Origin of the sequence: Streptomyces sp. NRRL S-1022 (genome assembly GCF_000720135.1) — a bacterium.
GTDB lineage: Bacteria > Actinomycetota > Actinomycetes > Streptomycetales > Streptomycetaceae > Streptomyces.
This window is the reverse complement of the sequence record NZ_JOIU01000008.1, coordinates 38,966-64,857: the sequence shown is the minus strand read 5'-3', so window position 1 is coordinate 64,857 and position 25,892 is coordinate 38,966. Positions and strand designations below refer to the sequence as shown.

The 25,892-nt window shown below is 73.0% G+C and carries 25 protein-coding genes; 18 read left to right on the top strand and 7 right to left on the bottom strand.

What is annotated here, in order from left to right; genetic code table 11:
• Nucleotides 1-39: 39 nt before the first annotated feature.
• Genes IG05_RS0110765 through hutI form a run of 3 tightly spaced genes read left to right on the top strand, consistent with a single transcriptional unit; the run spans nucleotide 40 to nucleotide 3,772 of the window.
• Nucleotides 40-1,242, top strand: coding sequence for an allantoate amidohydrolase (locus IG05_RS0110765; protein ID WP_107051335.1), 1,203 nt, complete (start codon nucleotides 40-42; stop codon nucleotides 1,240-1,242).
• A complete protein-coding gene (locus IG05_RS0110760; protein WP_030341422.1) occupies nucleotides 1,239-2,576 on the top strand; it encodes a formimidoylglutamate deiminase in 1,338 nt (445 codons plus the stop codon). The genes IG05_RS0110765 and IG05_RS0110760 overlap by 4 nt, the downstream gene beginning before the upstream one ends.
• Before the next feature lie 20 nt (nucleotides 2,577-2,596).
• Nucleotides 2,597-3,772 (top strand): imidazolonepropionase, encoded by a 1,176-nt coding sequence (gene hutI, locus IG05_RS0110755; RefSeq protein WP_030341421.1) that lies wholly within the window; start codon nucleotides 2,597-2,599, stop codon nucleotides 3,770-3,772.
• A gap of 12 nt (nucleotides 3,773-3,784) precedes the next feature.
• On the opposite strand, the gene IG05_RS0110750 is transcribed toward hutI, so the two are convergent.
• Entirely contained in the window at nucleotides 3,785-5,314 is a 1,530-nt protein-coding gene (locus tag IG05_RS0110750) for an RICIN domain-containing protein (protein ID WP_030341419.1), read from the bottom strand.
• A gap of 216 nt (nucleotides 5,315-5,530) precedes the next feature.
• Complete coding sequence (locus IG05_RS0110745) at nucleotides 5,531-6,427, bottom strand: RNA polymerase sigma factor SigF (RefSeq protein WP_030341417.1); 897 nt, start codon at nucleotides 6,425-6,427, stop codon at nucleotides 5,531-5,533.
• A gap of 249 nt (nucleotides 6,428-6,676) precedes the next feature.
• Here IG05_RS0110745 and IG05_RS0110740 point away from each other — a divergent pair, with 249 nt between their 5' ends.
• The 6 genes from IG05_RS0110740 (at nucleotide 6,677) to IG05_RS0110715 (ending at nucleotide 12,185) form a co-directional block, all read left to right on the top strand.
• The gene (locus tag IG05_RS0110740; protein WP_030341416.1) at nucleotides 6,677-7,054 is read left to right on the top strand and encodes an STAS domain-containing protein; all 378 of its coding nucleotides are present in this window, start codon (nucleotides 6,677-6,679) and stop codon (nucleotides 7,052-7,054) included.
• A 388-nt stretch (nucleotides 7,055-7,442) separates the two neighbouring features.
• The gene (locus IG05_RS0110735; protein WP_030341414.1) at nucleotides 7,443-8,021 is read left to right on the top strand and encodes an ATP-binding protein; all 579 of its coding nucleotides are present in this window, start codon (nucleotides 7,443-7,445) and stop codon (nucleotides 8,019-8,021) included.
• Between the two features lie 204 nt (nucleotides 8,022-8,225).
• Nucleotides 8,226-8,936: an LPXTG cell wall anchor domain-containing protein gene (locus tag IG05_RS0110730; protein WP_030341413.1), complete on the top strand. Its 711-nt coding sequence runs from the start codon at nucleotides 8,226-8,228 to the stop codon at nucleotides 8,934-8,936.
• 77 nt (nucleotides 8,937-9,013) lie between these two features.
• Nucleotides 9,014-9,838: a hypothetical protein gene (locus IG05_RS0110725; RefSeq protein WP_078894039.1), complete on the top strand. Its 825-nt coding sequence runs from the start codon at nucleotides 9,014-9,016 to the stop codon at nucleotides 9,836-9,838.
• Entirely contained in the window at nucleotides 9,835-10,917 is a 1,083-nt protein-coding gene (locus tag IG05_RS0110720; RefSeq protein ID WP_030341410.1) for a hypothetical protein, read from the top strand. The genes IG05_RS0110725 and IG05_RS0110720 overlap by 4 nt, the downstream gene beginning before the upstream one ends.
• Nucleotides 10,918-10,964: 47 nt before the next feature.
• Complete coding sequence (locus tag IG05_RS0110715) at nucleotides 10,965-12,185, top strand: hypothetical protein (protein WP_030341408.1); 1,221 nt, start codon at nucleotides 10,965-10,967, stop codon at nucleotides 12,183-12,185.
• A 148-nt stretch (nucleotides 12,186-12,333) separates the two neighbouring features.
• Here IG05_RS0110715 and IG05_RS0110710 read toward each other — a convergent pair whose 3' ends face one another.
• Nucleotides 12,334-13,839, bottom strand: coding sequence for a peptide MFS transporter (locus IG05_RS0110710; RefSeq protein ID WP_030341407.1), 1,506 nt, complete (start codon nucleotides 13,837-13,839; stop codon nucleotides 12,334-12,336).
• Nucleotides 13,840-14,329: 490 nt separating this feature from the next.
• On the opposite strand from IG05_RS0110710, the gene IG05_RS0110705 reads away from it, so the two are divergent.
• Both IG05_RS0110705 and IG05_RS0110700 read left to right on the top strand, forming a co-directional pair.
• Nucleotides 14,330-15,007 carry a response regulator transcription factor gene (locus IG05_RS0110705; RefSeq protein ID WP_030341405.1) on the top strand — a complete coding sequence of 226 codons (678 nt, stop codon included), beginning with the start codon at nucleotides 14,330-14,332 and terminating at the stop codon, nucleotides 15,005-15,007.
• Between the two features lie 48 nt (nucleotides 15,008-15,055).
• Complete coding sequence (locus IG05_RS0110700) at nucleotides 15,056-16,327, top strand: ATP-binding protein (protein ID WP_030341404.1); 1,272 nt, start codon at nucleotides 15,056-15,058, stop codon at nucleotides 16,325-16,327.
• 73 nt (nucleotides 16,328-16,400) lie between these two features.
• On the opposite strand, the gene IG05_RS0110695 is transcribed toward IG05_RS0110700, so the two are convergent.
• Nucleotides 16,401-16,904, bottom strand: coding sequence for a GtrA family protein (locus tag IG05_RS0110695; protein WP_030341402.1), 504 nt, complete (start codon nucleotides 16,902-16,904; stop codon nucleotides 16,401-16,403).
• 182 nt (nucleotides 16,905-17,086) lie between these two features.
• On the opposite strand from IG05_RS0110695, the gene IG05_RS0110690 reads away from it, so the two are divergent.
• The 4 genes from IG05_RS0110690 (at nucleotide 17,087) to IG05_RS0110675 (ending at nucleotide 21,213) form a co-directional block, all read left to right on the top strand.
• On the top strand, nucleotides 17,087-18,226 hold the full coding sequence (locus IG05_RS0110690) for a 5-(carboxyamino)imidazole ribonucleotide synthase (protein ID WP_030341400.1): 1,140 nt from the start codon (nucleotides 17,087-17,089) through the stop codon (nucleotides 18,224-18,226).
• Entirely contained in the window at nucleotides 18,223-18,747 is a 525-nt protein-coding gene (gene purE / locus IG05_RS0110685; RefSeq protein ID WP_078894037.1) for a 5-(carboxyamino)imidazole ribonucleotide mutase, read from the top strand. Before IG05_RS0110690 ends, purE begins: the two co-directional genes overlap by 4 nt.
• 5 nt (nucleotides 18,748-18,752) lie before the next feature.
• Complete coding sequence (locus tag IG05_RS0110680; RefSeq protein WP_030341396.1) at nucleotides 18,753-19,949, top strand: dipeptidase; 1,197 nt, start codon at nucleotides 18,753-18,755, stop codon at nucleotides 19,947-19,949.
• A 127-nt stretch (nucleotides 19,950-20,076) separates the two neighbouring features.
• Entirely contained in the window at nucleotides 20,077-21,213 is a 1,137-nt protein-coding gene (locus IG05_RS0110675) for a dipeptidase (RefSeq protein WP_030341394.1), read from the top strand.
• A 4-nt stretch (nucleotides 21,214-21,217) separates the two neighbouring features.
• Here IG05_RS0110675 and IG05_RS0110670 read toward each other — a convergent pair whose 3' ends face one another.
• Together IG05_RS0110670 and IG05_RS0110665 are read right to left on the bottom strand one after the other, a co-directional pair.
• Nucleotides 21,218-21,610 carry a VOC family protein gene (locus IG05_RS0110670; RefSeq protein WP_030341393.1) on the bottom strand — a complete coding sequence of 131 codons (393 nt, stop codon included), beginning with the start codon at nucleotides 21,608-21,610 and terminating at the stop codon, nucleotides 21,218-21,220.
• A 38-nt stretch (nucleotides 21,611-21,648) separates the two neighbouring features.
• Nucleotides 21,649-22,017, bottom strand: coding sequence for a VOC family protein (locus tag IG05_RS0110665; RefSeq protein ID WP_030341391.1), 369 nt, complete (start codon nucleotides 22,015-22,017; stop codon nucleotides 21,649-21,651).
• Between the two features lie 85 nt (nucleotides 22,018-22,102).
• On the opposite strand from IG05_RS0110665, the gene IG05_RS0110660 reads away from it, so the two are divergent.
• Complete coding sequence (locus IG05_RS0110660) at nucleotides 22,103-22,609, top strand: CGNR zinc finger domain-containing protein (RefSeq protein WP_030341389.1); 507 nt, start codon at nucleotides 22,103-22,105, stop codon at nucleotides 22,607-22,609.
• An 88-nt stretch (nucleotides 22,610-22,697) separates the two neighbouring features.
• Here the strand turns inward: IG05_RS0110660 and IG05_RS0110655 are convergent, their stop codons facing one another.
• A complete protein-coding gene (locus IG05_RS0110655; protein WP_030341388.1) occupies nucleotides 22,698-24,041 on the bottom strand; it encodes a UDP-glucose dehydrogenase family protein in 1,344 nt (447 codons plus the stop codon).
• 190 nt (nucleotides 24,042-24,231) lie between these two features.
• Here IG05_RS0110655 and IG05_RS0110650 point away from each other — a divergent pair, with 190 nt between their 5' ends.
• Both IG05_RS0110650 and IG05_RS0110645 read left to right on the top strand, forming a co-directional pair.
• Nucleotides 24,232-25,389, top strand: a complete 1,158-nt coding sequence (locus IG05_RS0110650; RefSeq protein WP_030341386.1) for an acyl-CoA dehydrogenase family protein — start codon at nucleotides 24,232-24,234, stop codon at nucleotides 25,387-25,389.
• Nucleotides 25,390-25,476: 87 nt separating this feature from the next.
• Complete coding sequence (locus tag IG05_RS0110645) at nucleotides 25,477-25,851, top strand: four-helix bundle copper-binding protein (RefSeq protein WP_030341383.1); 375 nt, start codon at nucleotides 25,477-25,479, stop codon at nucleotides 25,849-25,851.
• Nucleotides 25,852-25,892 lie beyond the last annotated feature (41 nt).

Sequence of the window (25,892 nt, the reverse complement as noted above, 5' to 3'; positions counted from 1 at the left end):
CAGGTGTCGCGGCCCGCCGGGGGCGGCTCCTTCCACGAGATGTGGGCGGAGCTGCTCCCCATCGGGCGGCACCCCGACTCCGGCGGTTACCGGCGCTACGCCTGGACCGGGGCCGACGCCGACTGCCGCGCCTGGTTCAGGCAGCAGGCCGAGGACCGGGGGCTGGCCTACGAGGTCGACCGGAACGGCAACCAGTGGGCCTGGCTCGGCGACCCCGCCGCCGGGGACGCCGTCGTCACGGGCTCCCACCTCGACTCCGTGCCGGACGGCGGGGCCTTCGACGGCCCCCTCGGGGTGGTGTCCTCCCTCGCCGCGCTGGACGAACTGCGCGGGCGGGGAGCGGAGTTCGCGAGGCCCCTCGCCATCGTCAACTTCGGGGACGAGGAGGGGGCCCGGTTCGGGCTCGCCTGTGTCGGGTCCCGGCTCACCGCCGGGCAGCTGACCGTGGAACAGGCGCACCGGCTCACCGACGGGGACGGGATCAGCCTGCCGCGCGCCATGGAGGCCGCCGGGTACGACCCCGAGGCCATCGGGCCCGACCCCGAGCGGCTGGCCCGGATCGGCGCCTTCGTGGAGCTGCACGTCGAACAGGGCCGCGCGCTGGACCTGTCCGGCGACCGGGTCGGCGTCGCCAGCGCCATCTGGCCGCACGGGCGGTGGCGGTTCGACTTCCGGGGCGAGGCCAACCACGCCGGCACCACCCGGCTCGTGGACCGCCGCGACCCGATGCTGTCGTACGCCGAGACCGTGCTCGCCGCCCGCCGCGAGGCCGAACTCGCCGGTGCCGTCGCCACCTTCGGGAAGATCTCCGTCGAGCCCAACGGGGTCAACGCGATCCCGTCCCTCGTGCGCGGCTGGCTCGACTCCCGCGCCGCCGACCAGGAGACCCTGGACACGGTGGTGGGCGGTGTCGAGAAGGCCGCGCGGGAGTACGCCGCCGCGCACGGCATCGACCTCGACGTCGTCCGGGAGTCCTTCACTCCGGTCGTGGAGTTCGACCACGCCCTGCGGGACGAACTGGCCCGGATCCTCGGCAAGGACACCGGCCTGACGGTGCCCGTCCTCGGCACCGGCGCGGGACACGACGCCGGGATCCTGTCCGGGAGCATTCCGACCGCCATGCTGTTCGTGCGCAACCCCACCGGAGTCTCGCACTCCCCGGCCGAGTCCGCGGCCGAGGACGACTGCGTGGCCGGGGTGCACGCACTCGCCGACGTACTGGAAGGGCTGGCCTGCAGGTGACCGACGGAACCTACTGGTTGGAGCACGCCTGGCTCGGCACCCACGTCGAGCCGGGGGTGAGCGTCGAGGTCGCGGACGGGCGGATCGGCGCCGTCCGCACCGGCACGCCCGCCCCGCCGCCCGGCGCCGAGGTGCTGCGCGGGCTGACCCTGCCGGGGCTCGCCAACGCCCACAGCCACGCCTTCCACCGGGCGCTGCGCGGCACGGTCCAGGTCGGCTCCGGAACCTTCTGGACCTGGCGCGAGGTGATGTACTCCGTCGCCGACCGCCTGACCCCGGAGACCTACCACGCCCTGGCGCGCGCGGTGTACGCCGAGATGGCCCTCGCCGGCATCACCTGCGTCGGCGAGTTCCACTACGTCCACCACGCCCCCGGCGGCACCCCCTACGCCGACCCCAACGCCATGGGCGAGGCGCTGATCGCGGCCGCCGCCGAGGCCGGCATCCGCATCACCCTCCTCGACACCTGCTACCTCTCCTCCGGCTTCGGCGAGGCCCCCGACACCCACCAGCTGCGGTTCTCCGACGGCAGCGCGGAGGCCTGGGCGGCACGCTGTGCGGTTCTCGAGGAGCGGGACCACGCACGGATCGGGGCGGCGATCCACTCGGTACGGGCCGTGCCCGCCGCCCAGCTGGCGACCGTGGCGGGCTGGGCGCAGGAGCGGCGGGCCCCGCTGCACGTGCACCTGTCGGAGCAGACCGCCGAGAACGACGCCTGCCTCGCCGCGCACGGCCGCACCCCCACCCGGCTGCTCGCCGACCACGGCGTGCTCGGACCGCGCACCACCGGGGTGCACAGCACCCACCTCACCGACGAGGACATCGCCCTGCTCGGCGGCTCGGGCACCGGCACCTGCATGTGCCCCACCACCGAACGGGACCTGGCCGACGGCATCGGGCCGGCCGTCGCCCTCCAGCGGGCCGGCTCCCCGCTCTCCCTCGGCTCCGACAGCCACGCCGTCATCGACCTGCTCGAAGAGGCGCGCGCGATGGAGCTGAACGAGAGGCTGCGCACCCGCACCCGCGGCCACTGGACGGCCGCCGCCCTGCTGCGGGCCGCCACCGCCGACGGCCACGCCGCCCTCGGCTGGGACGAGGCCGGCCGGATCGAACCCGGCGCGCTCGCCGACCTGACGACGATCGCCCTGGACTCGGTCAGGACGGCCGGACCGCTGCCCCGGCTGGGCGCCGAGACGGCCGTCTTCGCGGCGGGCGCGGCCGACGTACGGCATACGGTCGTGGGCGGCAGGCATGTCGTACGCGACGGGGCGCACACGCTCGTACCGGACGTGCCGCAGGCCCTCGCGCGGGCGGTCGAAGCCCTCCGCGCCTGACGATCACCCACGAGGACACCATGAGCAGCAGCACCGTCATCACCAACATCGCCACGCTGGTCACCAACGACCCCTCCCTGGGTGACGGCTCCCCCCTCGGTCTGGTCCAGGACGCGGCCGTCGTCATCGACGGCGACCGCATCGCGTGGACCGGTGAATCCAGCAAAGCACCCGCCACCGACAACCGGGTCGACGCGGGCGGCCGGGCGGTGCTGCCGGGCTTCGTGGACTCCCACTCCCACCTGGTGTTCGCGGGCGACCGGACGCAGGAGTTCAACGCCCGCATGTCCGGCCGCTCCTACACGGCGGGCGGCATCCGCACCACGGTCGCGGCCACCCGGGCCGCGAGCGACGCGGAACTGGAGGCGAACCTCACCCGTTACCTCGACGAGGCCCTCCGCCAGGGCACGACGACGTTCGAGACCAAGTCGGGCTACGGCCTCACCGTCGAGGACGAGTCCCGCGCCCTGCGCCTGGCGGCGAAGCACACCGACGAGGTGACGTACCTCGGCGCGCACATCGTCAGCCCCGACTTCGCCGACGACCCGGCGGCCTATGTCGCCCTGGTCACCGGCGAGATGCTGGACGCCTGCGCGCCGCACGCCCGCTGGATCGACGTCTTCTGCGAGCAGGGCGCCTTCGACGGCGACCAGGCCCGCGCGATCCTCACCGCCGGCAAGGCGAAGGGCCTGCACCCGCGCATCCACGCCAACCAGCTCTCCCACGGCCCCGGCGTGCAGCTCGCCGTCGAACTGGACGCGGCGAGCGCCGACCACTGCACCCACCTCACGGACGCGGACGTGGACGCCCTGGCCCACAGCGCGACGGTCGCCACCCTGCTCCCCGGCGCCGAGTTCTCCACCCGCGCCGAGTGGCCGGACGCCCGCCGCCTCCTGGACGCCGGTGTGACGGTCGCCCTCTCCACGGACTGCAACCCCGGCTCGTCGTTCACCTCCTCCGTCCCCTTCTGCATCGCGCTGGCCGTGCGCGACATGCGGATGACCCCGGACGAGGCGGTCTGGTCGGCCACGGCCGGCGGCGCCGCCGCCCTCCGCCGCACCGACATCGGCCGCCTGACTCCCGGCGCCCTCGCCGACCTGACGCTCCTGGACGCGCCCAGCCACGTCCACCTCGCCTACCGGCCGGGCGTGCCGCTGGTCAGCGGGGTGTGGCGGCGGGGGGTCCGGGTGGTGTGAGAACGGGGACGCTCACCTCGCCCCCGTCCGCCACCGCTGGCCGCGGCTGTCGGACAGGGCGCGCAGGGACACGCCGTCGCCGTCGGCCGGGGTCACCGCCGTCTCGATGGCGATGGCCGGGCGGATCGTGCCGTCGGGGTCGACGGTGAAGCGGAGGTTCTCGCCGTGGCGGCCGTCGACCGAGTCGCATTCCCAGATGCCCACGCCCCGGTCGGCCGAGCCCCGGCTGTCCAGGCAGACATCGTCGTCGGCCGCCGAGCGGAGCACGCCCAGGGAGGCGTCGACGCTCCAGCGCTGGGTGGCGGAGGAGTCGCAAGGGGCCGTGACGACGTCGTTGCCCTTCGACAGGTCGCCGTCGCGGATGTCCAGGCAGCGGCCCGTGGCGAGGTTGACGACCTGGGCGTAGGCGGCGCCCGGCGGGGCGGGCGGAGGCGTCGGGCTGGGGGTCCGGCGGCGGGGCGGGGCCGGAGCCGGGCGGTGTGACGTCGGCGTGGGGGACGGGGACTTGGACGTGGGGGACGGGGAGGGAGAGCGGGTCGGGGGGACCGAGACCGTCGCCGTCACCGTCACCGACGAGGGCGCGGGGGTTACCGCCGCCGGGCGCCGGTCGGTGGAGCGCGCGGGGCTGAACAGGAAGACCAGGAGCGGGATCAGGGCCACGCCCAGGGCCGCCGAGCCGAGCAGGACGCGGCTGCGGGGCGGCCGGCCCGGTGTGTCCGCCGTCGCGGGCACGGCGGCCGGTCCGGGGCGCTCCTCCTGGCGCAGGTACGCCGTTCCGCGCCACGGCAGCAGACCCTCGGCCAGGGTCTGCCGGGGTGCGTCCCGCAGCGCCCGCAGCTCCTCGAACGCGGCCGCGCAGTGCGGGCAGCGTGCCATATGGGTGTCCAGGTCGGCGCTGCGGCGCGGGGCGTCCGGCCGTACCGCCTCCTCGATCAGCCGCCGGAAGTCCGCGCAGCGCGGCTCGTCGGACGCAGCCAGCCGGTGCCGCAGGCAGGCCCGGGCCAGGGCGGTGAGGGCTCGCGGGGTGTCGTGGGAGACGTCCGCGCGGCCGAGGCCGAGGAAGGCGGCGGTGCGCTCCTCGGGTTCCGCGTCGAGGACGCCGTACCAGAGCAGTCCCTGGGCGCGGGACGGCAGTGACTGGAAGGCCGGGAGCAGGGGTGGGGTCGGGCCCTCGGGGTGGCCGGCCGTGGCCAGCACCAGCAGCAGGCCCGGGTCGACGCCCGCCGAGCGTTCGCCGCGCGCCCAGTCCGCCGCCAGCCGCACGGTGAGGAGCAGCAGCCGGTGGCGCAGGGGGACGGGCGGGTCGACGCCCCGGGCCGTCTCGCGAGCCGCCGTGGTGAACGTCTCCGCCGCCAGCCGGCGGGCCGCGGACTCGCTCGTCGCGCACAGCCGGGCGTAGGCGAGGACCGCCGGGTGGTGCCGGCGGCGCAGCTCCTGCAACGCCGGGTACGCCGTGGACGTGGGGGAGCGCAGCAGTTCGGTCAGCCGTGCGTCCGGCGCGTCCTCGTGGTCCCCCGCAATGGCGTGGTCCCCCTCGGCCATGCAACACCCTCCGTCCCGAGAAGGCCGCTGACAAACCAGCCAGTTTGGGGACCCATAGTGGTGGACGGCGGCGGCTGCGGAAAGAGGTTTCTGTGAGGAACCGCATAACGGTTGGGGTGCTGGGCACCCGTGAGCCGGTGGCCTGTGCTCCGGGAACGGCGAAGCGGCCCGGCGTCGTCGGCCGAGCCGCTCTCCGCCTCCGGAGCGACGCCGGTGTCACTCGTCCAGGGTCAGCCCCTTGCGCAGCCGGACCAGGGTGCGGGAGAGCAGCCGGGACACGTGCATCTGGGAGATGCCGAGCTCCTCGCCGATCTCCGACTGGGTCATGTTCGCCACGAAGCGCAGGGAGAGGATCTTGCGGTCCCGGGGTGCGAGTTCGGCGATCAGCGGCTTGAGCGACTCGATGTACTCGATGCCCTCCAGGCCGTGGTCCTCGTACCCGATCCGGTCCGCGAGCGCGCCCTCGGTCTCGTCCTCCTCGGGCTGGGCGTCCAGCGAGGAGGCGGTGTACGCGTTCGAGGCGGCCATGCCCTCGACGACCTCGTCGTTGGAGATGCCGAGGCGTTCGGCGAGTTCGGCGACCGTGGGGGCGCGGTCCAGCTGCTGCGCCAGTTCGTCGCCGGCCTTGGCCAGGTCGAGCCGCAGCTCCTGCAGCCGGCGCGGGACGCGCACGGACCACGAGGTGTCGCGGAAGAACCGTTTGATCTCACCGATGATGGTCGGCATCGCGAATGTGGGGAACTCGACGCCGCGGGAGAGTTCGAAGCGGTCGATCGCCTTGATCAGGCCGATGGTGCCGACCTGGATGATGTCCTCCATGGGCTCGCTGCGGGAGCGGAAGCGGGAGGCGGCGAACTTGACGAGCGCGAGGTTCAGCTCGACGAGGGTGTTGCGGACGTACGCGTGCTCGTACGTCCCTTCCTCCAGCGATTCGAGCCGCTCGAAGAGGGTCTTGGACAGGGCCCGCGCGTCGACGGGGCCGATCTCGTCGTACGGAGGGATCTCCGGGAGTCCCTCAAGGAGGTCGAGGGTGTCGATGAAATGATCCAGTTGTTCCGGTGGGGGTGTCGACGTCGCGATCGGGGTATGCGATGCGTCGAGCCGGGGTGACATGGGTGTCCTCCATCGTTCTCGGCATAAGGCTGCCGAAGCCAGTACGTGCACTGCGGTGTGCGGCGCCTCCGAAGCCGGCGTGTAGGGATGTGTGTCCTTAACTAGCCCTACCCGGTGCACCGAGCGAGTCGCAAGTGCGTTCTGATGTGATATGTCCGATTGTGTGCGGATGTTCGGGTGTCGGAGTGCGCATAGAAGGCGTAATGTTCGAGGGCATCAGCAGCCACGACCTCGGGAGAGAGAGACGGCATGGACCACGGGACGGTCGGCAGCGCACAGTCGGGCCGGCTTCTGGTGGAGGTGCGGGAAGAGGGCTCCAGCGCCGTTGTGACACCGGCCGGCGAGCTGGACCACCACACCGCCGATCTTTTGCGTGAGCCCCTCGACGACCTTCTGGACAAGGGCTTCGCGCGGCTCGTCGTGGACTGCTCACGCCTGGAGTTCTGCGACTCCACAGGGCTGAACGTCCTGCTCGGCGCCCGGCTGAAGGCGGAGGCCGCCGGAGGCGGCGTCCACCTGGCCGGAATGCTGCCGGTGGTGGCCCGCGTGTTCGAGATCACCGGGGCCGAGGCGGTCTTCACCGTCCACGATTCCGTGGAGGCGGCCCTGGCCGACGGTGCCGACTGAGCCGCCGCCCTCGCCCGGACCGGTCCGCGCACCGGCTTCCGAGGGCGTTGTCCGCGTCACGTCCAATACGGGGGTGTTCCGTCGGATCCGCCGGGCAGGAGAGGGCAGAAGAAGGCAGGCAGCGTCCTGCCGGCCGCAGGCTCCTCCGGGGGCCGGCGAACGGCCTGACGGAACGCGCGTCCGACGCGCGGACGGGACGGGACCCCGCCCGGGCGGCGGAGGGACAGGACGACCCGCCGGCGTACGGGACGGGGGCGACCTGCGCACCACGCCGGACGGCGTACGGACCGGACGGCGCCGACGGCGCCGGCCGAAGGTCCGGCCGCCGGCCGGACTACTGACCGGACTATTGAATCTTGAACTGGTGAATCGGTGAGGTGAAGCGCTGATGAGCACCACCCGGCCTTACTCGCCGGGCGACCGCGGCCCGGAGCCCAGCGGCGCTTCCGGGGCGTCCGCAGCGGAGGCGCCGGCCACCGGTGCCGCCACGGGGGCAGCCGCGCCGTCCGTGTCGTCCGTGCCGCCCGGGGCGGCCGACGGCACGTCGCGGACCCAGGGGCGACGGGTCCGCAGACTCCGCCTGGAAGGCGAGAGCGGGGTGGTCCCGCTCGCCCGCGACTTCACCCGCCAGGCGCTGTACGCGTGGGGCTGGCTCCCGGCCGACTCGGCCGACCAGCGGGCCGCCGCCGAGGACGTGCTGCTCGTCGTCTCCGAACTGGTCACCAACGCCTGCCTGCATGCCGAGGGCCCCGACGAGCTGCGCCTGGCCTGCGACAACAAGGTGATCCGGCTGGAGGTCTCCGACCGGGGCGCCGGCCAGCCGGCTCCGCGCACCCCACACCGCGCCGGCCGCCCCGGCGGCCACGGCATGTTCATCGTGCAGCGGCTCTGCCTGGACTGGGGGGTGCTCCGCGCCCCCGGTACCCCGGGCAAGACGGTCTGGGCGGAACTCGGCGCCCCGGCCTGACCCCTCGTACGGCCACCCGGGCGCCGGTGTGCACCGGCACCGCCGGGTGGCCGCCGGGCCCCACGGGCTCCCCCGCGCCGTCTCCTCGCGCACGCCGGATCGCCACAACTCCGGCGTGTGACGCGTCTTCCAACCTCACGGCCCCCGGCGTACCTTGACGGCCGAATCTGATGTTCCGTCAGGAATGGATGGGGTGGGCCGACCGTGTCGTACCCGAAACGAACCGCCGCGCTCGCGTCCGCCGCGGCCCTGGCCGGCTCGGCGGTGCTGCTGGCCGCGCCGGCCGCCCATGCCGACGTCGTCGACGTCGACTACCGGTGCCAGACCCCGATCGGCGTCAAGAGCGCCGTCTCGCCCATCGACATCAAGGGCGTCAAGAGCGGCAGCGGCTACAAGATCACCATGTCCTGGCAGAAGGGCGTCTCCTCCAGCCCGGTCGAGCTGGGCAAGGGGGCGATGAGCCCGAGCGCCACGATCGCGCTGGGCGGCGCCGACAGCGGCACGCTCGCCGTCAGCGGACCGGCCAACGCCGCCGCGATCCCGGCGAACACGCCCATCAGGATCAGCGACCTGAGCGGCAGCTACACGCCGAAGAAGAGCGGCAAGGTGACCTTCACGCCGGGCACGCTCACCATCAAGGCGCTCGGTACGACGACGACCTGCACGCCGGCCAACAGCCCGAAACCGTCCCTGACCCTGGACGTGACGGCGGCCGGCGGCTCGTCCTCCTCGTCGGGCGGCGCCTCCTCGCCCTCGTCCTCCTCGTCGGGCGGTGCCTCCTCCGGCGCGCAGCTGCCGCAGACGGGCCCCGAGGACTCCGCGGTCGCCCTCGGCACCCTCGGCGGAACGGTTCTCCTCGCCGGCGCCGCGGGCGTCCTGTGGCTGACCCGGCGCGGCCAGGCCGCCCGCCGCTGACCGGGACCGGCCGGGCCGCAGCCCGCCGCCCGGCGCACGCCCGCCGAACCGTCCGGCCACCACCGCTGGAGCCGCCCATGCCGCCCGCGCCGCCCCCCGTGCGGATGCCGCTGCTCGTCACCCTGCTCCTGTCGCTCGCGCTGCCGACCGCCGCCCAGCCCGCCCACGCGCAGTCCGGCGGCTGGTCGCTCGCGCCCGCGGGCGGCGGACGCCCCGCGTTCTACGCCGAGGGCGCGCCCGGGGCGGTGCTCCAGGACACGGTGGCCGTGACCAACCGCGGCCGGACTCCGCTCACCGTCCGGCTGCGCGGCACGGGCGTGCCCACGGTCCTCGCCCGCGCCGCCCTCACCGTCCCGGCCCGGACCCGCGCCGAGGTGCCCTTCACGGTGACCGTGCCGCGCGCTGCCGCGCCCGGCGACCGCACCGGCGCGATCGTGGCGGGCGACGCGCACGGCCGTACCGCGGCCGTGCCGGTCCGGTTGCGGGTCGGCGGTCCGGCGCTGGCCGCCCTCACCGTCGAGCACCTGGCCGTCTACCCCGACCGGATCACGTACGAACTGGTCAACCGCGGTACGACCGTCCTCGTACCCACACTCGCGGTGCGCGCCGACGGACTCTTCGGCCCGGTCCTGGACCGCGCCCCGCGCCCCCTGCCGGTCCGGCTGCCGCCGGGCGCCCGGCGCACGCTCAGCGAGCCCTGGCCGGGCCGGCCGGCGCTGGACCGGGTCCGCGTACGGCTGACGGTGACGGCACCGGGCGGCGCACACGGCACCGCGAGCACCTCGGCGGCCTACGTCCCGTGGGGCGCGGTGGCCGGCACGGCGGGCGGGGTGGCGGTGGTCACGGCGGTGCTCCGGCGGAGACGCCGTGGTGCCGGCGAGCCATCGGGAGCGGTGTCGTGAGGCGGGGGGCGCCGGCGGTGCTCCTGGCGCTGCTGCTGGTCCTGGCCGGGCCGGTCGAGCGGGGGGCGGCGGCGGAGCGGCCGGCGGTGAAGCTGTCGGCGGTGCAGGCCGGCACCGGCGGGTCGGTCACCGTCAGCGGGACCGGCTGGCGGCCGCGCACGCTGCTGATGATGCTGGTGTGCGGGCGGGCCACCCCGGCCCGGGGGGTCGTCGGCGGCACCAACTCCTGCGCCAACGGTGACGGCCGGGCCGTGACCACCGGCGCCGACGGCACCTTCGGCCGGAGACTGCCGGTCGCCGAACCCCCCGTACCCTGCCCCTGCGTGGTGCACGTGGCCACCGTCACCGGTGCCGCGGCCGAGGCGGACGCCGTCCTCCAGGTCGCCGGACACCCCGTGGCCCCGCTGCCCGCCGAGCGCTCCGCCGGCCGGCTGGCGGTGCTCTCCGACACCCGGCTGACCGGCTCCAGCGGGCTGCTGACCTGGTTCGGGGCGCCGCCCGGCCGCACCCTCGTCCTCACCGTCGGCAACACCGGCACGAGCCCGATCGAGAACCCGGTGTTCCAGGTCGGCACCGCGCACGGCGTCTTCGCCCCGGAGTGGGACGAACGGCAGTGGCACGGCACCCTGGCACCCGGGAAGAAGGCGCGGATCGAGCTGCCGGTCGAACTGCCGGCGGGGGCGCACGGCGACTACACCGTGACGCTGCGGCACGGCGGCCGGGTGCTCGCCGAACAGCCGTGGGGCGTGGGCCGGCCCTGGGGCGTGACCCTGTTCTGGATCCTGCTCTGCCTGGTCGTGCCGGCCGCCCTGTTCCGCGCCGGCATGGCCGTGGTGGACCGGGTCCGCCCGCACCGCCCCGGCGCTACCTCCCGGGCGCCCCGGCCCGCCCCGCGCCCGCGCCTGCCGTTCCCGCGCTCCCGCACCGCCGGGTCCCCGGCCGCCCGGGCCGCCCCCGCTCCGGCCCTGCCGTGGTTCACCCCGGACTCCGCTCCGGGCGGCCCGGCCGGCCGGTCCTGCGCACCGCACGACGACAGCCCGACGAGTCCTACGACTCCCACCACGAAGGGACCCACGTGAGCATGCGAAGGAGAGGCACAGCGGCCGGGAGCACGGGCGCCCTGCTGATGCTCTGTGCGGCGGGCGTCCTGCTGGGCCCGATGGTGGCGCCCGCGCAGGCGGCCGAGGTGGCGTACGCCACCCACTGCGTGCCGCCCGCGGGGATCGACCCCGTCGACGGCACCACGAAGGTCGAGATCACCGCGCCGGCCACGGCCAAGGCCGGGGACACGGTGGAGATCGGGTGGAAGTTCGTCCAGGCCGCGTCCAGGAACCCGGACATCATCGACCTGCCCGCGAACTCGGTCCAGCCGTCCGGCGTCCTGAAGGCGTCCGGTGCGCAGACCGCCGACATCGCCATGCAGGGCCCGCGGCAGAACCCCGCCATCCCCAAGGGCCAGAACATGGTGCTGTCCGACATGAAGGGCAGCCTGAAGCTGACGGCGGCCGGCGAGGTGACCCTGACGCCGGACGCGTACACCGTCAACGCGATGTCGACGGACACCAGGTGCACGCCCAAGGAGACCGTGCAGAAGGCGGCGACGATCCAGGTGACGGCGGGCGGCGGCACGGCGACCGCCACCGCGCACCCGACGAGGACGGCGCCGCCCACCCGCTCGGCCACGCCCACGGCGACCGGCGGCACCGGGCAGACCGGCTTCCCCGGCACGGAGGTGCGGGTCCCGTACGCCTGCAAGACCCCGATCGGCGACAAGAGCGCCACCTCACCGGTGCAGATCGACGCGAGGAAGGACGGCGGGAGCTACGCCCTCACCGTGCGGTTCAAGAAGTCGGTGATGGACAGTCCCGTCGACATCCCGAAGGACTCCGTGAAGCCGTCCATGGAGGTGGTGCTGGGCGGCGCCGACAAGGGCACGGTGCACGTGGAGGGTCCGACGAACGCGAGCCCCGTCAAGTCCGGCGCCCCGATCGAGATCCCCGACCTCACCGGCACCTACAAGCCCGGTGCCAGCGGCACCTCGACGCTGTCGCCGGGCGTCCTCACGGTCAAGGCGCTCGGTACGACCACGACCTGCACCCCGACGAGGACGGCGGTCTCCCTCACCCTGGACACCACCGGGCAGCCCGGCGGCGCCGCCGGCGGGACCACGGCGTCGGGCGGCTCCTCCGGTACCGCCACGACCGGCGGTGACAGCGGCTCCGGCGGCCTGGCCGAGACGGGCGCGAGCGACCACGGCACCCTGAAGGCCCTGGCCCTGATCTCGGGAACGGCGATCCTGCTGGGCGGCGCGCTCTTCACGGTGCTTCCCGGACGAAGGGCGCGATAGCCGGCCCGGGGGCGCGGGGAACGGCACGACGAGCCGCCCCCGGCCGCCGTCGCACCGTGACCGCGACGGCGTCCAGCGCCCCCGCACACACCAAGAGGGCCGCCGCACCCACCTGGGTGCGGCGGCCCTCCCGGCCAGGTCCCACGGACTAGTGGACGTTGCCCATCAGCTTCTTCACCTTGCCGCGGTACATCCACACCGCGACACCGGCGACCACGGCGAGGACCGCCTCCAGGGCGACGAAGCCCATCTTGTCGAGGTTGACGCCGCCGACGGCCGGGTTGGACAGCAGGGCGGTGACCGAGTCGCCCGCGGTGACCGCGAGGAACCAGACGCCCATCATCTGCGAGGCGTACTTCTTCGGCGCCATCTTGGTCGTCACGGACAGACCCACCGGGGACAGCGTCAGCTCACCGATGGTCTGCACGAAGTAGATCGCGACCAGCCACATCGCCGCGGCCTTGTGACCGCCCTCCGCGATGGACAGCGGGGCGAGGAAGACGAAGAAGGACGCACCCACCAGCACCAGGCCGGAGGAGAACTTCACGATGGTGCTCGGCTCCTTGCCGCGGCGGTTCAGCCACAGCCACAGCCAGGCGAAGACCGGCGCCAGCGCCATGATCATGACCGGGTTGACCGACTGGTACCAGGAGACCGGGAACTCCCAGCCGAGGATGGTGTTGTCGGCCCGCTTCTCGGCGAACAGCGACAGCGTCGAGCCACCCTGGTCGTAGATCATCCAGAACACGGCGGCGGCCACGAAGAACCAGATGTACGCCGACACCTTCGACCGCTCGGCGGAGTCGAGGTCCTTGTCCCGCAGGATGCGGGTGATGACCACGATCGGCACGATCAGACCGATGAGGGTGAGCGGGATCAGCGCCCAGTTCAGCGTGAAGTGGCCGGTGCCGCCGACGACGCCGTAGAAGACCACGGCGACGGCCAGCCAGATCAGTCCCTTGCGCAGCGTGGCCGCCTTCTCGGCGGGCGTCAGCGGGGTCGGGACCTCGCTGCTCTTCGGGTTCAGGTGGCGGCCGCCCAGCAGGTACTGGACCAGTCCCAGCGCCATGCCGAGCGCGGCCAGCGCGAAGCCCAGGTGCCAGTTGACGTTCTCACCGACGGTGCCGATGACCAGCGGCGCGACGAAGGCACCGAGGTTGATGCCGATGTAGAAGAGCGTGAAGCCACCGTCCCGGCGCGGGTCCTCCGGGCCGTTGTAGAGGTGGCCGACCATCGTGGAGATGTTGGCCTTCAGCAGACCCGAACCGATGGCGACGAGAACCAGGCCGACGTAGAAGCTCGCGGCGGCGGGCAGCGCCAGGCACAGGTGGCCCAGCATGATGATCATGCCCGAGACGGCGACCGTCTTGCGGGGGCCGAGCACACGGTCGGCGAACCAGCCGCCGGGCAGGGCGAGCAGGTAGACGAGCGACAGGTACACCGCGTAGATCGCGCTGGCCGTGCCCGCGCTCAGGTGCAGGCCACCCGGGGCCACCAGGTACAGCGGGAGCAGGGCCCTCATGCCGTAGTAGGAGAAGCGCTCCCACATCTCGGTCATGAAGAGAGTGGCCAGTCCGCGGGGGTGGCCGAAGAAGGTCTTCTCGGAACCGGGGGTGCCCGGGCGGACCGAGTCCTTCGTCAGGCTGGACGCCATGGTCGTTCCTTGCTGGTCGGGACGCGGCTGCTGGAGCGTTGCGCGCCCGGTGGGGGTGTGGCCGGCACCGGCGGGTCGGTCGTCCACCCCCACGCCCAGGGGGAGCCCGCTCCGGATCACGGAGCGGCGGACGGCGACCACCGGGATCCACGCCCCGCGACGCTTCCAAGCGTCCGGAGCCCGGCCAGAGGTCATTCCTTTCAAGGCTGATCTTGATCAGCCCGTACACAAAAGAGACCTTCAGCGTGTGCCCGCCAAAGGTCCCCGGTGTACTACAGGCGTTCAGATCACCATACGGCAGGACAGTGCCGGATATGGAAGGACTTGAGACGCGGATCACAGGTGTCGCGGGAACCGCGCGGGGGAATTCGAAGGTCTCTCCCAGGATCGCATCCCCAGGTCAATGGTTCGTACCAGCGGGGTCGCAAGGTAAGAAGCCCGGGAAGCGATCACACCCCGGCAGCGCGCCCGGGCGGTCTACCATCACCTCATGACCCGTGTACTGCTCGCCGAGGACGACGCGTCCATCTCGGAGCCGCTGGCCCGCGCCCTGCGCCGGGAAGGTTACGAGGTCGAGGTGCGCGAGGACGGACCCGCCGCGCTCGACGCCGGAATGCAGGGCGGCGTCGACCTGGTCGTGCTGGACCTGGGCCTGCCCGGTATGGACGGCCTGGAGGTCGCCCGCCGGCTGCGCGCCGACGGCCACGCCGTGCCGATCCTCATCCTGACCGCGCGGGCCGACGAGGTGGACACCGTCGTCGGCCTGGACGCGGGCGCCGACGACTACGTCACCAAGCCCTTCCGGCTCGCCGAACTGCTCGCCCGGGTGCGGGCCCTGCTGCGGCGCGGCGCCGCCGAGCCGCAGCAGCCGCCGGCCACGCACGGGGTGCGGATCGACGTCGAGTCGCACCGGGCGTGGATGGGCGACGAGGAGCTCCAGCTCACGGCCAAGGAGTTCGACCTGCTGCGGGTGCTGGTGCGGGACGCCGGCCGGGTGGTGACCCGGGACCAGCTGATGCGCGAGGTCTGGGACACCACGTGGTGGTCGTCGACCAAGACCCTCGACATGCACATCTCCTGGCTGCGCAAGAAGCTCGGGGACGACGCGGCGAACCCGCGGTACATCGCCACGGTGCGCGGAGTCGGCTTCCGGTTCGAGAAGAGCTGAGCCCGGGCCCCGGCGATCAGCCCCAGCGATCACCTTAGGTAACGGACCATGCGCCGACGTCTCATCCAGTCCACCCTCGCCGTCGTCCTCGTGGTGATCGCGGTCTTCGGTGTCTCCCTCGTGATCGTCGAGACGCGGACGATCGGAAACAGCGCCCAGGAGCGGGTCGAGTCGGAGGCGGTGCGGCTGGCCAGCATCGTGGACAGCCGGATCCTCGCCGCGGAACACGTCAACGCGGAGGTCCTGCGCAACCCGGTCAGCAAGGACCAGTACGCGGTCATCCGCCTGCCCGGCAAGCCGCCCATAGAGATCGGCGACAAGCCCGAGGGCGACACCATCAGCTACACCCAGCACGGCGAGGAGGGCGAGACGGTCACCGTGCAGGAGCCCCGCTCCGCGGTGACCCGCGAGGTCGGCCGGACCCTGCTGATCATCGGACTGGTCGCGCTGCTCGCCGTGGTGGCGGCCGTGCTCCTCGCCGTACGGCAGGCCAACCGGCTCGCCTCCCCGCTGACCGACCTCGCCGAGACCGCCGAACGCCTCGGCTCCGGCGACCCGCGCCCGCGCCACAAGCGCTACGGCGTCCCCGAGCTGGACCGGGTCGCCGATGTGCTGGACGCCTCCGCCGAGCGGATCGGGCGCATGCTGACCGCCGAGCGGCGCCTCGCGGCGGACGCCTCCCACCAACTGCGCACGCCGCTGACCGCGCTGTCCATGCGGCTGGAGGAGATCACCCTCACCGACGACCCGGACACCGTGAAGGAGGAGGCGACGATCGCGCTGACGCAGGTCGAGCGGCTGACGGACGTCGTCCAGCGGCTGCTGACGAACTCCCGCGACCCGCGCACCGGCTCCGCCGTCACCTTCGACCTGGACGAGGTCATCCAGCAGCAGCTCGCCGAGTGGCGGCCCGCCTACCGCAGCTCCGGCCGGGCCATCGTCAGCTCCGGCAAGCGGCACCTGCAGGCGGTGGGCACCCCGGGCGCGGTCGCCCAGGTGCTGGCCGCGCTGATCGAGAACTCGCTCATGCACGGGGGCGGCACCGTCGCCCTGCGCACCCGGGTCACCGGCAACCAGGCCGTGATCGAGGTCACCGACGAGGGGCCGGGCGTGCCGGCGGACCTCGGCGCGCGCATCTTCGAGCGCACCATCAGCGGCCGGAACTCCACCGGGATCGGCCTGGCCGTCGCGCGGGACCTCGCGGAGGCCGACGGCGGCCGGCTGGAACTGCTCCAGGCGCAGCCCCCGGTGTTCGGCCTGTTCCTGTCGCGCACACCGCCCGCGCGCAAGCCGGACCAGGAACGGCCCATGGTCCGCTGACCGGCCCGGAGCGGCCGCGCGGGCCTGTGCGGGACGGACGGGACGTGCTCGGGACTACGGGACGTGCTCGGGACTACGGGACGCGCTGGCGCGGCGGCTGCTTCTTCGACTCCTGCTTGAGGATCGATTCCGCGCTCGCCACGGTCTCCCGGGCCGGCAGGGCCCGGAACACCCAGCTGCGGTACGACCAGAACCGGAACAGGGTCGCGACGCCGATGCCGACGAACTTGAAGACGTTGCTCTGCAGCGGGCTGTCCCAGCCGAAGGTGTAGGTCGCCAGGTAGAGCACGCCGTTCTCGATCACCAGGCCGACCGCGCTGAACAGCAGGAACAGCGTGAGTTCCTTGGTGCGCCCGCTCTTTTCGCGGTCCCGGTACGTCCAGTAGCGGAAGCCGACGTAGTTGAAGACGATGGCCACGACGGTCGCGATGATGCTGGCGCGCACCACCGGCAGGTCCGAGACGTGCCGGACCAGGTTGAACACGCCGAGATTGACGAGCACGCCGGCACCGCCGACGGCCCCGAACTTGACGACCTCGCGTACGAGCCGTTGCAGCCCCGAGGAACGAGGTTCCATGGCTGTGCAGCTCCCGTCCGTAGGTTTCGTCGACCCCGCCATGCTAGCCGGGCGGGCCCGCCGGTGCCTGGGCACCGGGCCACTGCCCGGAAACAGGTCGGAAAGAACAGGGGAAGCCCTCGGTAAGAGTCCGTGTGGGGGACGGGAACCGGCCTGCCCGGTGTGGCCGATACCCTAGGGGTGTGACGTTCCCGGTAGTCGGCATGGTCGGCGGGGGGCAGCTCGCGCGTATGACGCACGAAGCGGGCATCCCGTTGGGCATCAGGTTCAAGCTTCTCAGTGACACTCCGCAGGATTCCGCCGCGCAGGTCGTGAGCGATGTCGTCATCGGCGACTACCGCGACCTGGAGACGCTGCGCGCCTTCGCGCGCGGCTGCGACGTGATCACCTTCGACCACGAGCACGTGCCCACCGAGCACCTGCGGGCCCTGGAGGCGGACGGCATCCCCGTGCGCCCCGGCCCGGAGGCGCTGGTGCACGCCCAGGACAAGGGCGTGATGCGGGCCAGGCTCGACGCGATCGGCATCCCGTGCCCCCGGCACCGGATCGTCAGCGACCCGGAGGACGTGGTCCGGTTCGCCGCCGAGGGCGACGGCTTCCCCGTCGTCCTCAAGACGGTCCGCGGCGGCTACGACGGCAAGGGCGTGTGGGTCGTGGACTCCGCCGAGGAGGCGGCCGAGCCGTTCCGCGCCGGCGTCCCCGTGCTCGCCGAGGAGAAGGTCGACTACGTCCGCGAGCTGGCCGCCAACGTCGTCCGCTCCCCGCACGGCCAGGCCGTCGCCTACCCGGTGGTGGAGTCGCAGCAGGTCGCCGGGGTCTGTGACACGGTCATAGCCCCCGCGCCGGACCTGGCGGAGGACCTGGCGCTGCGGGCCGAGGAGATGGCGCTGACCATCGCCAAGGAGCTGGGTGTCGTCGGCCACCTCGCCGTCGAGCTGTTCCAGACCCGCGACGGCCGCATCCTCGTCAACGAGCTGGCGATGCGCCCGCACAACTCCGGCCACTGGACCATGGACGGCGCGATCACCTCGCAGTTCGCCAACCACGTCCGCGCGGTGCTGGACCTGCCGCTGGGCGACCCGCGCCCGCGCGCCCCGTGGACCGTGATGGTCAACGTCCTGGGCGGCGACTTCCCGGACATGTACTCCGCGTACTTGCACTGCATGGCCCGCGACCCCAAGCTCAAGATCCACATGTATGGCAAGGACGTGAAGCCCGGCCGCAAGGTCGGACACGTCAACACCTACGGCGACGACCTGGACGAGGTGCTGGAGCGCGCCCGTCACGCAGCCGGCTACCTGAGAGGCACCATCACCGAATGAGCCCCGTTGTTGGCATCGTCATGGGGTCGGACTCCGACTGGCCCGTCATGGAAGCCGCCGCCAAGGCCCTGGACGAGTTCGAGATCGCCTACGAGGTCGACGTCGTCTCCGCGCACCGCATGCCCCGCGAGATGATCACGTACGGCGAGCAGGCCGCCGACCGCGGACTGAAGGTGATCATCGCCGGTGCGGGCGGTGCCGCCCACCTGCCCGGCATGCTGGCCTCCGTGACCCCGCTGCCGGTCATCGGTGTGCCCGTGCCGCTGAAGTACCTGGACGGCATGGACTCGCTGCTCTCCATCGTGCAGATGCCCGCCGGGGTCCCGGTCGCCACGGTCTCCGTCGCCGGTGCCCGCAACGCCGGTCTCCTCGCCGCCCGGATGCTCGCCGCGCACGACGAGGACCTGCTGCACAAGATGCGTGACTTCCAGCAGGACCTGCGCGACCAGGCCACCGAGAAGGGCAAGCGGCTGCGCGCCAAGGTCGAGGGCGCGGGCAGCGGCTTCGGCTTCGGGAAGTGACCGCCGTGGCGGCCGCCCTGGAGGAGGCCCGCGCCCTGCTGCGCGAGTTCCCCGTGGCCGACGGGCACAACGACCTCCCGTGGGCGCTGCGCAAGCAGGCCGGCTACGACCTGGACGCGCTGGACATCGCCGGCGACCGGCACGAGCAGCTGCACACCGACCTGCCGCGGCTGCGCGCGGGCGGCGTCGGCGCCCAGTACTGGTCGGTCTTCGTACCCTGCGAGGAGCCGGACCCGGTCGCGGCGACGCTTGAGCAGATCGACTGCGTCCGGCGGCTGCTGGACCGCTACCCGGCGGACCTGGCGCCCGCGCTGACCGCCGCCGACATGGACGCGGCCCGCCGGGACGGCCGTATCGCCTCGCTCATGGGCGCCGAGGGCGGCCACTCCATCGCCAACTCGATGGGCACCCTGCGCGGCCTGTACGCGCTCGGCGTGCGCTACCTGACGCTCACCCACAACAGCAACGTGGACTGGGCGGACTCCGCGACCGACGCACCCGGCGTGGGCGGCCTGTCCGCCTTCGGCCGCGAGGTCGTCCGCGAGATGAACCGCCTCGGCATGCTCGTCGACCTCTCCCACGTGGCGGCGACGACCATGCGGGACGCGCTGGACGCCGCCGACGCGCCGGTGATCTTCTCCCACTCCTCCGCCCGGGCCGTGTGCGACCACCCGCGCAACGTCCCCGACGACGTCCTGGAGCGCCTGCCCGCCAACGGCGGCATGGCCATGGTGACGTTCGTGCCCAAGTTCGTGCTCCAGGCCGCCGTCGACTGGACGGCCGCCGCCGACGAGAACATGCGCGCCCACGGCGTGCACCACCTGGACACCAGCCCCGAGGCGATGAAGATCCACCGCGCCTTCGAGGAGCGTCACCCGCGCCCGGTGGCCACGGTGTCCACGGTCGCGGACCACCTGGACCACATGCGCGAGGTCGCCGGCATCGACCACCTGGGCATCGGCGGGGACTACGACGGCACCGCGTTCACCCCGGACGGCCTGAACGACGTCTCCGGTTACCCCAACCTGCTCGCGGAACTGCTGGAGCGCGGCTGGTCCACGGCCGACCTGGCCAAGCTGACCTGGCAGAACGCGGTGCGCGTCCTGGGCGCCGCCGAGGACGTGGCCCGGGACCTGCGGGCCACCCGCGCGCCGTCCCTGGCCACCATCGAGGCGCTCGACGGCACGCACGGCGGGAGCTGACCGGGGTACCCCCGAACGCCCCACTCACCAGGAAGGTTCCCTCCGCTCCGTGCGACCGTGTCGGTACGCCAGCCACAGCACGCCGTAGCTCACGACCGACGTAGCCGACGAACGTACGGAGCCCGCCATGGCCGACCTCCAGGACGACATCCCCGCCACCGCTGAGGTCGGCGAGGACGACTGCCTGCCGGACGACCCTCGTCCGGCCCCGGCCCCGCTCGACGGGTCGTACCGCCGTGCCGCGCAGCCGGCCGGCGAGCTGCTGGAGCGGGCGCACGCCCTGCTGGCCGACCATCCGGTCGCCGACGGCTACAGCGGTCTGCCCTGGGCCCTGCGCCATCTGCCGTGGTACGACCTGGAGCTGGGCGAGGCCGCCATCGACACGGACGTGCCCCGGCTGCGCGAGGGGCACGTCGCCGCGCTGTTCTGGTCGCTGCACCTGCCCGAGGGGCCGGACGACGAACGCGCCGTGACGGCCACCCTGGAGCAGCTCGACCTGGTCCGCACGGTCGTCGAGGCCCACCCGGAGGGCCTGCGCCTGGTGCGCACCGCCGGGCAGGTCATCGACGCCCGCAACCGCGGCCGGGTCGCCGTGGTGCTGGGTCCCGCGCCCGGCGCCGCGCTGGGCGACTCGCTGGCCCTCCTGCGCATCCTGCACACCCTCGGGCTGCGCGTGCTCAGCGTCGCCGACACCGCCTGGGCGGGCCCCTCGGGGCTGACCCGGTTCGGGGAGGAGGTCGTCCGCGAGATGAACCGTCTCGGGGTGCTCGCCGACGTCTCCGGAGCCGCCCCGGACACCGTGGAGCGGACCATCGCCCTGTCCAAGACCCCGGTGCTGTGCAGCCGCTCGGCGGCCCGGGCCCTGCGCCCGCACCCGGCCAATCTGCCCGACGAACTCCTCACCGCCCTGGGCCGGGCGAAGGGCCTGTGCATGGTGCCGCTGACCGCCGAGCAGACCGGCCCGACCGTCCCCGACGTCGCCGACCACCTCGACCACGTCCGGGACGTGGCCGGCCCCGACTGCGTCGGCCTGTCCGGCACCTACGACTCCGGGGCCGTCCACCCCCGGGACCTCGCCGACGCCTCCCGCTACCCCCACCTGGTCGCCGAGCTGCTCCGCCGCGGCTGGTCCGAGACCGAGCTGGCCCTGCTGACCTGGGGCAACGTGCAGCGGGTGCTGCGCAGCGCGGACTTCGCCGCCCGGGCCGCGCAGCAGCGCCGGGAGGCGTCCACCGCGAGGATCACCGAACTGGACGCCTCCTAGGACGTCACTCGCCCTCGATCCGGCACAGGCAGAACGGGTGCCCGGCCGGGTCGGCGTACACCTGGAAGTCCTTCTTCTCGCGGTCCTCCAGGTCCAGCGGGCGGGCGCCCAGCTCCAGCACCCGCTCGTGCGCCGCGTCCAGTTCCGCCCAGGTCGCACCCGCGTCGAAGTCCAGGTGGAGCTGCTGGCCGTTGCGGTCCGCGCGCGGCCACTCCGGCGGGGTGTACCCCTCGGCCCGCTGGAAGGCGAGCCGGGGACCGCCCGGGAGCTGGAGCACCACCCAGTCGTCGTCCTCCGCCCGCGGGGTGCCGCCGCCCACCGCCGCGTAGAAGGCGGCCAGCGCGTGCGGGTCGGGGCAGTCGAGCACGACGTTACGGAAACGGGCCACGGACGCCATGGTGTCTTCTCCTTCGCAACGGTCGGGTGCGCCCCGGTTCAGCAGGCGCACAGGCAGAACGGGTGCCCGGCAGGGTCGGCGTAGACACGGAAGGTCCGCTCGCGGTCGTCCGCGTCCAGCGGCTCGGCGCCCAGCTCCAGCACCCCCTTCTCGGCTGCGTCCAGGTCCTCGACGGCGAGGTCCAGGTGGAACTGCTGGGAGTGCTCCGGCGCGGGCCACCGCGGCGGCACGAAGCCGGGCGCCCGCTGGAAGGCCAGGGCCGGCCCGCCCGGCACCTTCAGGTCCACCCACGTGCCGTCCTCGGGGTTCTCCTCGACCGTGCCGCCCAGCACGCCGGCGTAGAAGCCGGCCAGCGCGCGCGGGTCGGGACAGTCCAGGACCACGACGTCGAGCTTGGCGAGCGCCATGACTACCTCCTCCATGGTTACCTGCAAAACCGGGTAACCGGTAACGGTTACTGCATGCTCCCGCATCGGGGGTAACGTCGCAAGCATGAGCGAGAGATCGGCCGCGCCCGGCGGCCTGGCCCTGATCGAGTCCCTGGTGAACACGCTGGACATCGAGACGGGCGCCGACTCGCTGGACACGCCGGAGGGCCGGGGGCGCCTCGGGATCACCGTGACCGGGCTGACCGACGCGCGGGAACTGCGCGAGTCGCTGCGGGCCGCGCTGCTGGCCCACGCCGGCCACCCGCCGCACCGCGCGGTGACCCCGCTGGGCACCCTGCTGGCGCGGGCCCCGCTGCACGTCGCCGTCGACGAGCGGGACGGCTCGGCCCGGCTCGCCCCCGCCGAGCAGGGCCCGCTGCTCTCCCGGGTCGCCGCCGCCGTCGCCGAGGCACTGGTCGCCGGCACCTGGACCCGGCTCAAGGCGTGCGAGGCCGGCACCTGCCACTGGGCGTACTACGACCGCAGCCCCGCCGGCCGCGGCCGCTGGTGTTCCATGCAGGTGTGCGGGGCCCGCGCGAAGATGCGCCGGTACCGGGCGAAGGGTGCGTGAGCCACAGCGGCGTGGTGCAGAATGCGGACAGACGCCGGTTCGGCCGACTGAGCCTCGGCCGAACCGGCGTCACCCGGTACCGCTGCGTCTAGGCGGTGGGGCGGCCCATCGCCCGGTAGGTCCAGCCCGCCCGCCGCCACTGCTCAGGGTCCAGGGTGTTGCGTCCGTCGAGGATCACCCGGGCCGTCGCCACCTCGCCGAGCGCCGCCGGGTCCAGCTCGCGGAACTCGCTCCACTCGGTCAGGTGCAGCACGACGTCGGCGCCCCGGACGGCCGCCCGCGCCGAGTCGGCGTACCCCAGGGTCGGGAAGACCTTGCGGGCGTTGTCCATGCCCTTCGGGTCGTACACGGTCACCTGGCCGCCCTGCAGGTGGATCTGGCCGGCCACGTTCAGCGCGGGCGAGTCGCGGACGTCGTCCGAGTCCGGCTTGAAGGTGGCGCCGAGCACCGCGACCCGCTTGCCGAGGAAGGAGCCGCCGCCCAGCGCCTCCCGGGTCATCTCCACCATCTGCCCGCGCCGGCGCATGTTGATGGAGTCGATCTCCCGCAGGAAGGTCAGCGCCTGGTCGGCGCCCAGCTCGCCCGCCCGGGCCATGAACGCGCGGATGTCCTTGGGCAGGCAGCCGCCGCCGAAGCCGATCCCGGCGCGCAGGAACTTCCGCCCGATCCGGTCGTCGTGCCCGATGGCCTCCGCCAGCTCCGCCACGTCGCCGCCGGCCGCCTCGCACACCTCGGCCATCGCGTTGATGAAGGAGATCTTGGTCGCGAGGAAGGAGTTCGCGGCCGTCTTCACCAGCTCGGCGGTGGGGAAGTCGGTGACCACGAACGGCGTGCCCTCGCCGACCGGGCCGGCGTACACCTCGCGCAGCAGCTTCTCGGCCCGCTCGCTGCGCACCCCGACGACGATCCGGTCCGGGTGCAGGGTGTCCTGGACGGCGAAGCCCTCGCGCAGGAACTCCGGGTTCCACGCCAGCTCGGCGTCCGCGCCGGCCGGGGCGTGCTCGGCCAGGTAGGCGGCCAGCCGGTCGGCCGAGCCCACCGGCACGGTCGACTTGCCGACCACCAGGGCCGGGCCGCGCAGATGCGGGGCGAGGGAGGCGATCGCGGAATCGACGTAACTCATGTCACAGGCGTACTCGCCGTGCTTCTGCGGGGTGTTCACGCACACGAAGTGCACCTCGCCGAAGGCGCCGGCCTCGGCCCAGTCCGTGGTGAACCGCAGCCGGCCGGTGGATCCCTCGATCCCGGCCACGTGCCGGCGCAGCAGCTCGTCGAGCCCCGGCTCGTACATCGGGGTCTCGCCGCGCTCCAGCAGGGCGATCTTCTCCGGTACGACGTCCAGGCCCAGCACCTCGAAGCCCAGCTCGGCCATGGCCGCGGCGTGTGTGGCGCCGAGGTAGCCGGTGCCGATCACGGTGATCTTCAGGCTCATGGGTGTGCTCCAGCTCCGGTCCGTCGTTCCTGCTCGGTCATGCGGTGCCTGAGCATAGTCGGGCCGTTCAGCGGGCAATTTTCCCGCTGTCACCAAGCTCACGTAGGCGTGTTCACACAGGCGATCTAAAATTCAGTTACTTAACGGTAATTAGCGTCAGTATCACAGCGTCTTTGGAGCGTGAGACACCGTGGCCGGATCGGCTGACTTCGACCTGTACCGCCCGTCCGAGGAGCACGACATGCTCCGGGACGCCGTCCGCTCGCTGGTCGAGGCGAAGATCGCGCCGTACGCCGCGGCGGTGGACGAGGAGGCCCGCTTCCCGCAGGAGGCCCTCGACGCCCTCGTCGCCAATGACCTGCACGCCGTGCACGTCCCCGAGGAGTACGGCGGCGCCGGCGCCGACGCCCTCGCCACGGTCATCGTGATCGAGGAGGTCGCCCGTGCCTGCGTCTCCTCCTCGCTCATCCCGGCCGTGAACAAGCTCGGCTCCCTGCCGGTGATCCTCTCCGGCTCCGAGGAACTGAAGAAGAAGTACCTGGGCCCGCTCGCCAAGGGCGACGCGATGTTCTCGTACTGCCTGTCCGAGCCGGAGGCGGGCTCGGACGCGGCCGGCATGAAGACCAAGGCCGTCCGCGACGGCGACCACTGGATCCTCAACGGCGTCAAGCGCTGGATCACCAACGCGGGCGTCTCCGAGTACTACACGGTGATGGCGGTCACGGACCCCGCCAAGCGCTCCAAGGGCATCTCGGCCTTCGTGGTCGAGAAGTCGGACGAGGGCGTTTCCTTCGGCGCCCCGGAGAAGAAGCTCGGCATCAAGGGCTCCCCGACCCGCGAGGTCTACTTCGACAACGTCCGCATCCCCGCCGACCGCATGATCGGCGAGGAGGGCACGGGCTTCCTGACGGCCATGAAGACCCTGGACCACACCCGCATCACCATCGCCGCCCAGGCCCTCGGCTGCGCCCAGGGCGCCCTCGACTACGCCAAGGGCTACGTCCAGGAGCGCAAGCAGTTCGGCAAGGCGATCGCCGACTTCCAGGGCATCCAGTTCATGCTCGCCGACATGTCCATGAAGATCTCGGCGGCCCGCGCCCTCACCTACCAGGCCGCCGCCGCCTCCGAGCGCGGCGACGCCGATCTCACCTATCTGGGTGCCGCCGCCAAGTGCTTCGCCTCGGACGTCGCCATGGAGGTCACCACCGACGCCGTCCAGCTCCTCGGCGGCTACGGCTACACCCGCGACTACCCGGTGGAACGCATGATGCGCGACGCCAAGATCACCCAGATCTACGAGGGCACCAACCAGGTCCAGCGCATCGTCATGGCCCGCAACCTGCCGTGACCCGACATGCGGGACGCCGCTCCCCGGCGTAGGACGGAAGCACATGGGGCCCGCCCCGGGCCTCATCCCGCCGTCCCAGGAGGAGCCATGACCCAGTCCCAGTCGCGGTCCGGAACGATGCCCGCCCTCACGCAGCAGATGCAGGACTGCATCGAGGCCTGCATGAACTGCCACAACATGTGCGAGGAGACCATGAGCTCCTGCATGCAGATGGGCGGCCAGGCGCAGATGCAGGTCATGCGGGCGCTCATGGACTGCTCCGAGGCGACCCGCATGTGCGCCGACATGATGATGCGGCGCTCGCCCATGGCCGGCGAGATGTGCATGCTCTGCGCGAAGGTCTGCGACATGTGCGCCGAGGCGTGTATGTCCATGCCGGACGACCAGCAGATGATGCGCTGCGCCGAGGCGTGTCGCCGCTGCGCGGAGACCTGCCGGGCGATGGCGGGCGCCAGCATGTGAGCCCACGCGCGGCGGCCGGGGGCACCCCGCGGGGTCCCCCC

What these genes read in the sequence shown, in the direction of transcription:
- IG05_RS0110765 (WP_107051335.1), top strand. Translation starts at nt 40, where the DNA reads ATGTGGGCGGAGCTGCTCCCCATCGGGCGGCACCCCGACTCCGGCGGT.
- hutI (WP_030341421.1), top strand. Translation starts at nt 2,597, where the DNA reads ATGAGCAGCAGCACCGTCATCACCAACATCGCCACGCTGGTCACCAAC.
- IG05_RS0110750 (WP_030341419.1), bottom strand. Translation starts at nt 5,314, where the DNA reads ATGGCCGAGGGGGACCACGCCATTGCGGGGGACCACGAGGACGCGCCG.
- IG05_RS0110745 (WP_030341417.1), bottom strand. Translation starts at nt 6,427, where the DNA reads ATGTCACCCCGGCTCGACGCATCGCATACCCCGATCGCGACGTCGACA.
- IG05_RS0110740 (WP_030341416.1), top strand. Translation starts at nt 6,677, where the DNA reads ATGGACCACGGGACGGTCGGCAGCGCACAGTCGGGCCGGCTTCTGGTG.
- IG05_RS0110735 (WP_030341414.1), top strand. Translation starts at nt 7,443, where the DNA reads ATGAGCACCACCCGGCCTTACTCGCCGGGCGACCGCGGCCCGGAGCCC.
- IG05_RS0110725 (WP_078894039.1), top strand. Translation starts at nt 9,014, where the DNA reads ATGCCGCCCGCGCCGCCCCCCGTGCGGATGCCGCTGCTCGTCACCCTG.
- IG05_RS0110715 (WP_030341408.1), top strand. Translation starts at nt 10,965, where the DNA reads ATGCTCTGTGCGGCGGGCGTCCTGCTGGGCCCGATGGTGGCGCCCGCG.
- IG05_RS0110710 (WP_030341407.1), bottom strand. Translation starts at nt 13,839, where the DNA reads ATGGCGTCCAGCCTGACGAAGGACTCGGTCCGCCCGGGCACCCCCGGT.
- IG05_RS0110705 (WP_030341405.1), top strand. Translation starts at nt 14,330, where the DNA reads ATGACCCGTGTACTGCTCGCCGAGGACGACGCGTCCATCTCGGAGCCG.
- IG05_RS0110700 (WP_030341404.1), top strand. Translation starts at nt 15,056, where the DNA reads ATGCGCCGACGTCTCATCCAGTCCACCCTCGCCGTCGTCCTCGTGGTG.
- IG05_RS0110695 (WP_030341402.1), bottom strand. Translation starts at nt 16,904, where the DNA reads ATGGAACCTCGTTCCTCGGGGCTGCAACGGCTCGTACGCGAGGTCGTC.
- purE (WP_078894037.1), top strand. Translation starts at nt 18,223, where the DNA reads ATGAGCCCCGTTGTTGGCATCGTCATGGGGTCGGACTCCGACTGGCCC.
- IG05_RS0110675 (WP_030341394.1), top strand. Translation starts at nt 20,077, where the DNA reads ATGGCCGACCTCCAGGACGACATCCCCGCCACCGCTGAGGTCGGCGAG.
- IG05_RS0110670 (WP_030341393.1), bottom strand. Translation starts at nt 21,610, where the DNA reads ATGGCGTCCGTGGCCCGTTTCCGTAACGTCGTGCTCGACTGCCCCGAC.
- IG05_RS0110665 (WP_030341391.1), bottom strand. Translation starts at nt 22,017, where the DNA reads ATGGCGCTCGCCAAGCTCGACGTCGTGGTCCTGGACTGTCCCGACCCG.
- IG05_RS0110660 (WP_030341389.1), top strand. Translation starts at nt 22,103, where the DNA reads ATGAGCGAGAGATCGGCCGCGCCCGGCGGCCTGGCCCTGATCGAGTCC.
- IG05_RS0110655 (WP_030341388.1), bottom strand. Translation starts at nt 24,041, where the DNA reads ATGAGCCTGAAGATCACCGTGATCGGCACCGGCTACCTCGGCGCCACA.
- IG05_RS0110645 (WP_030341383.1), top strand. Translation starts at nt 25,477, where the DNA reads ATGACCCAGTCCCAGTCGCGGTCCGGAACGATGCCCGCCCTCACGCAG.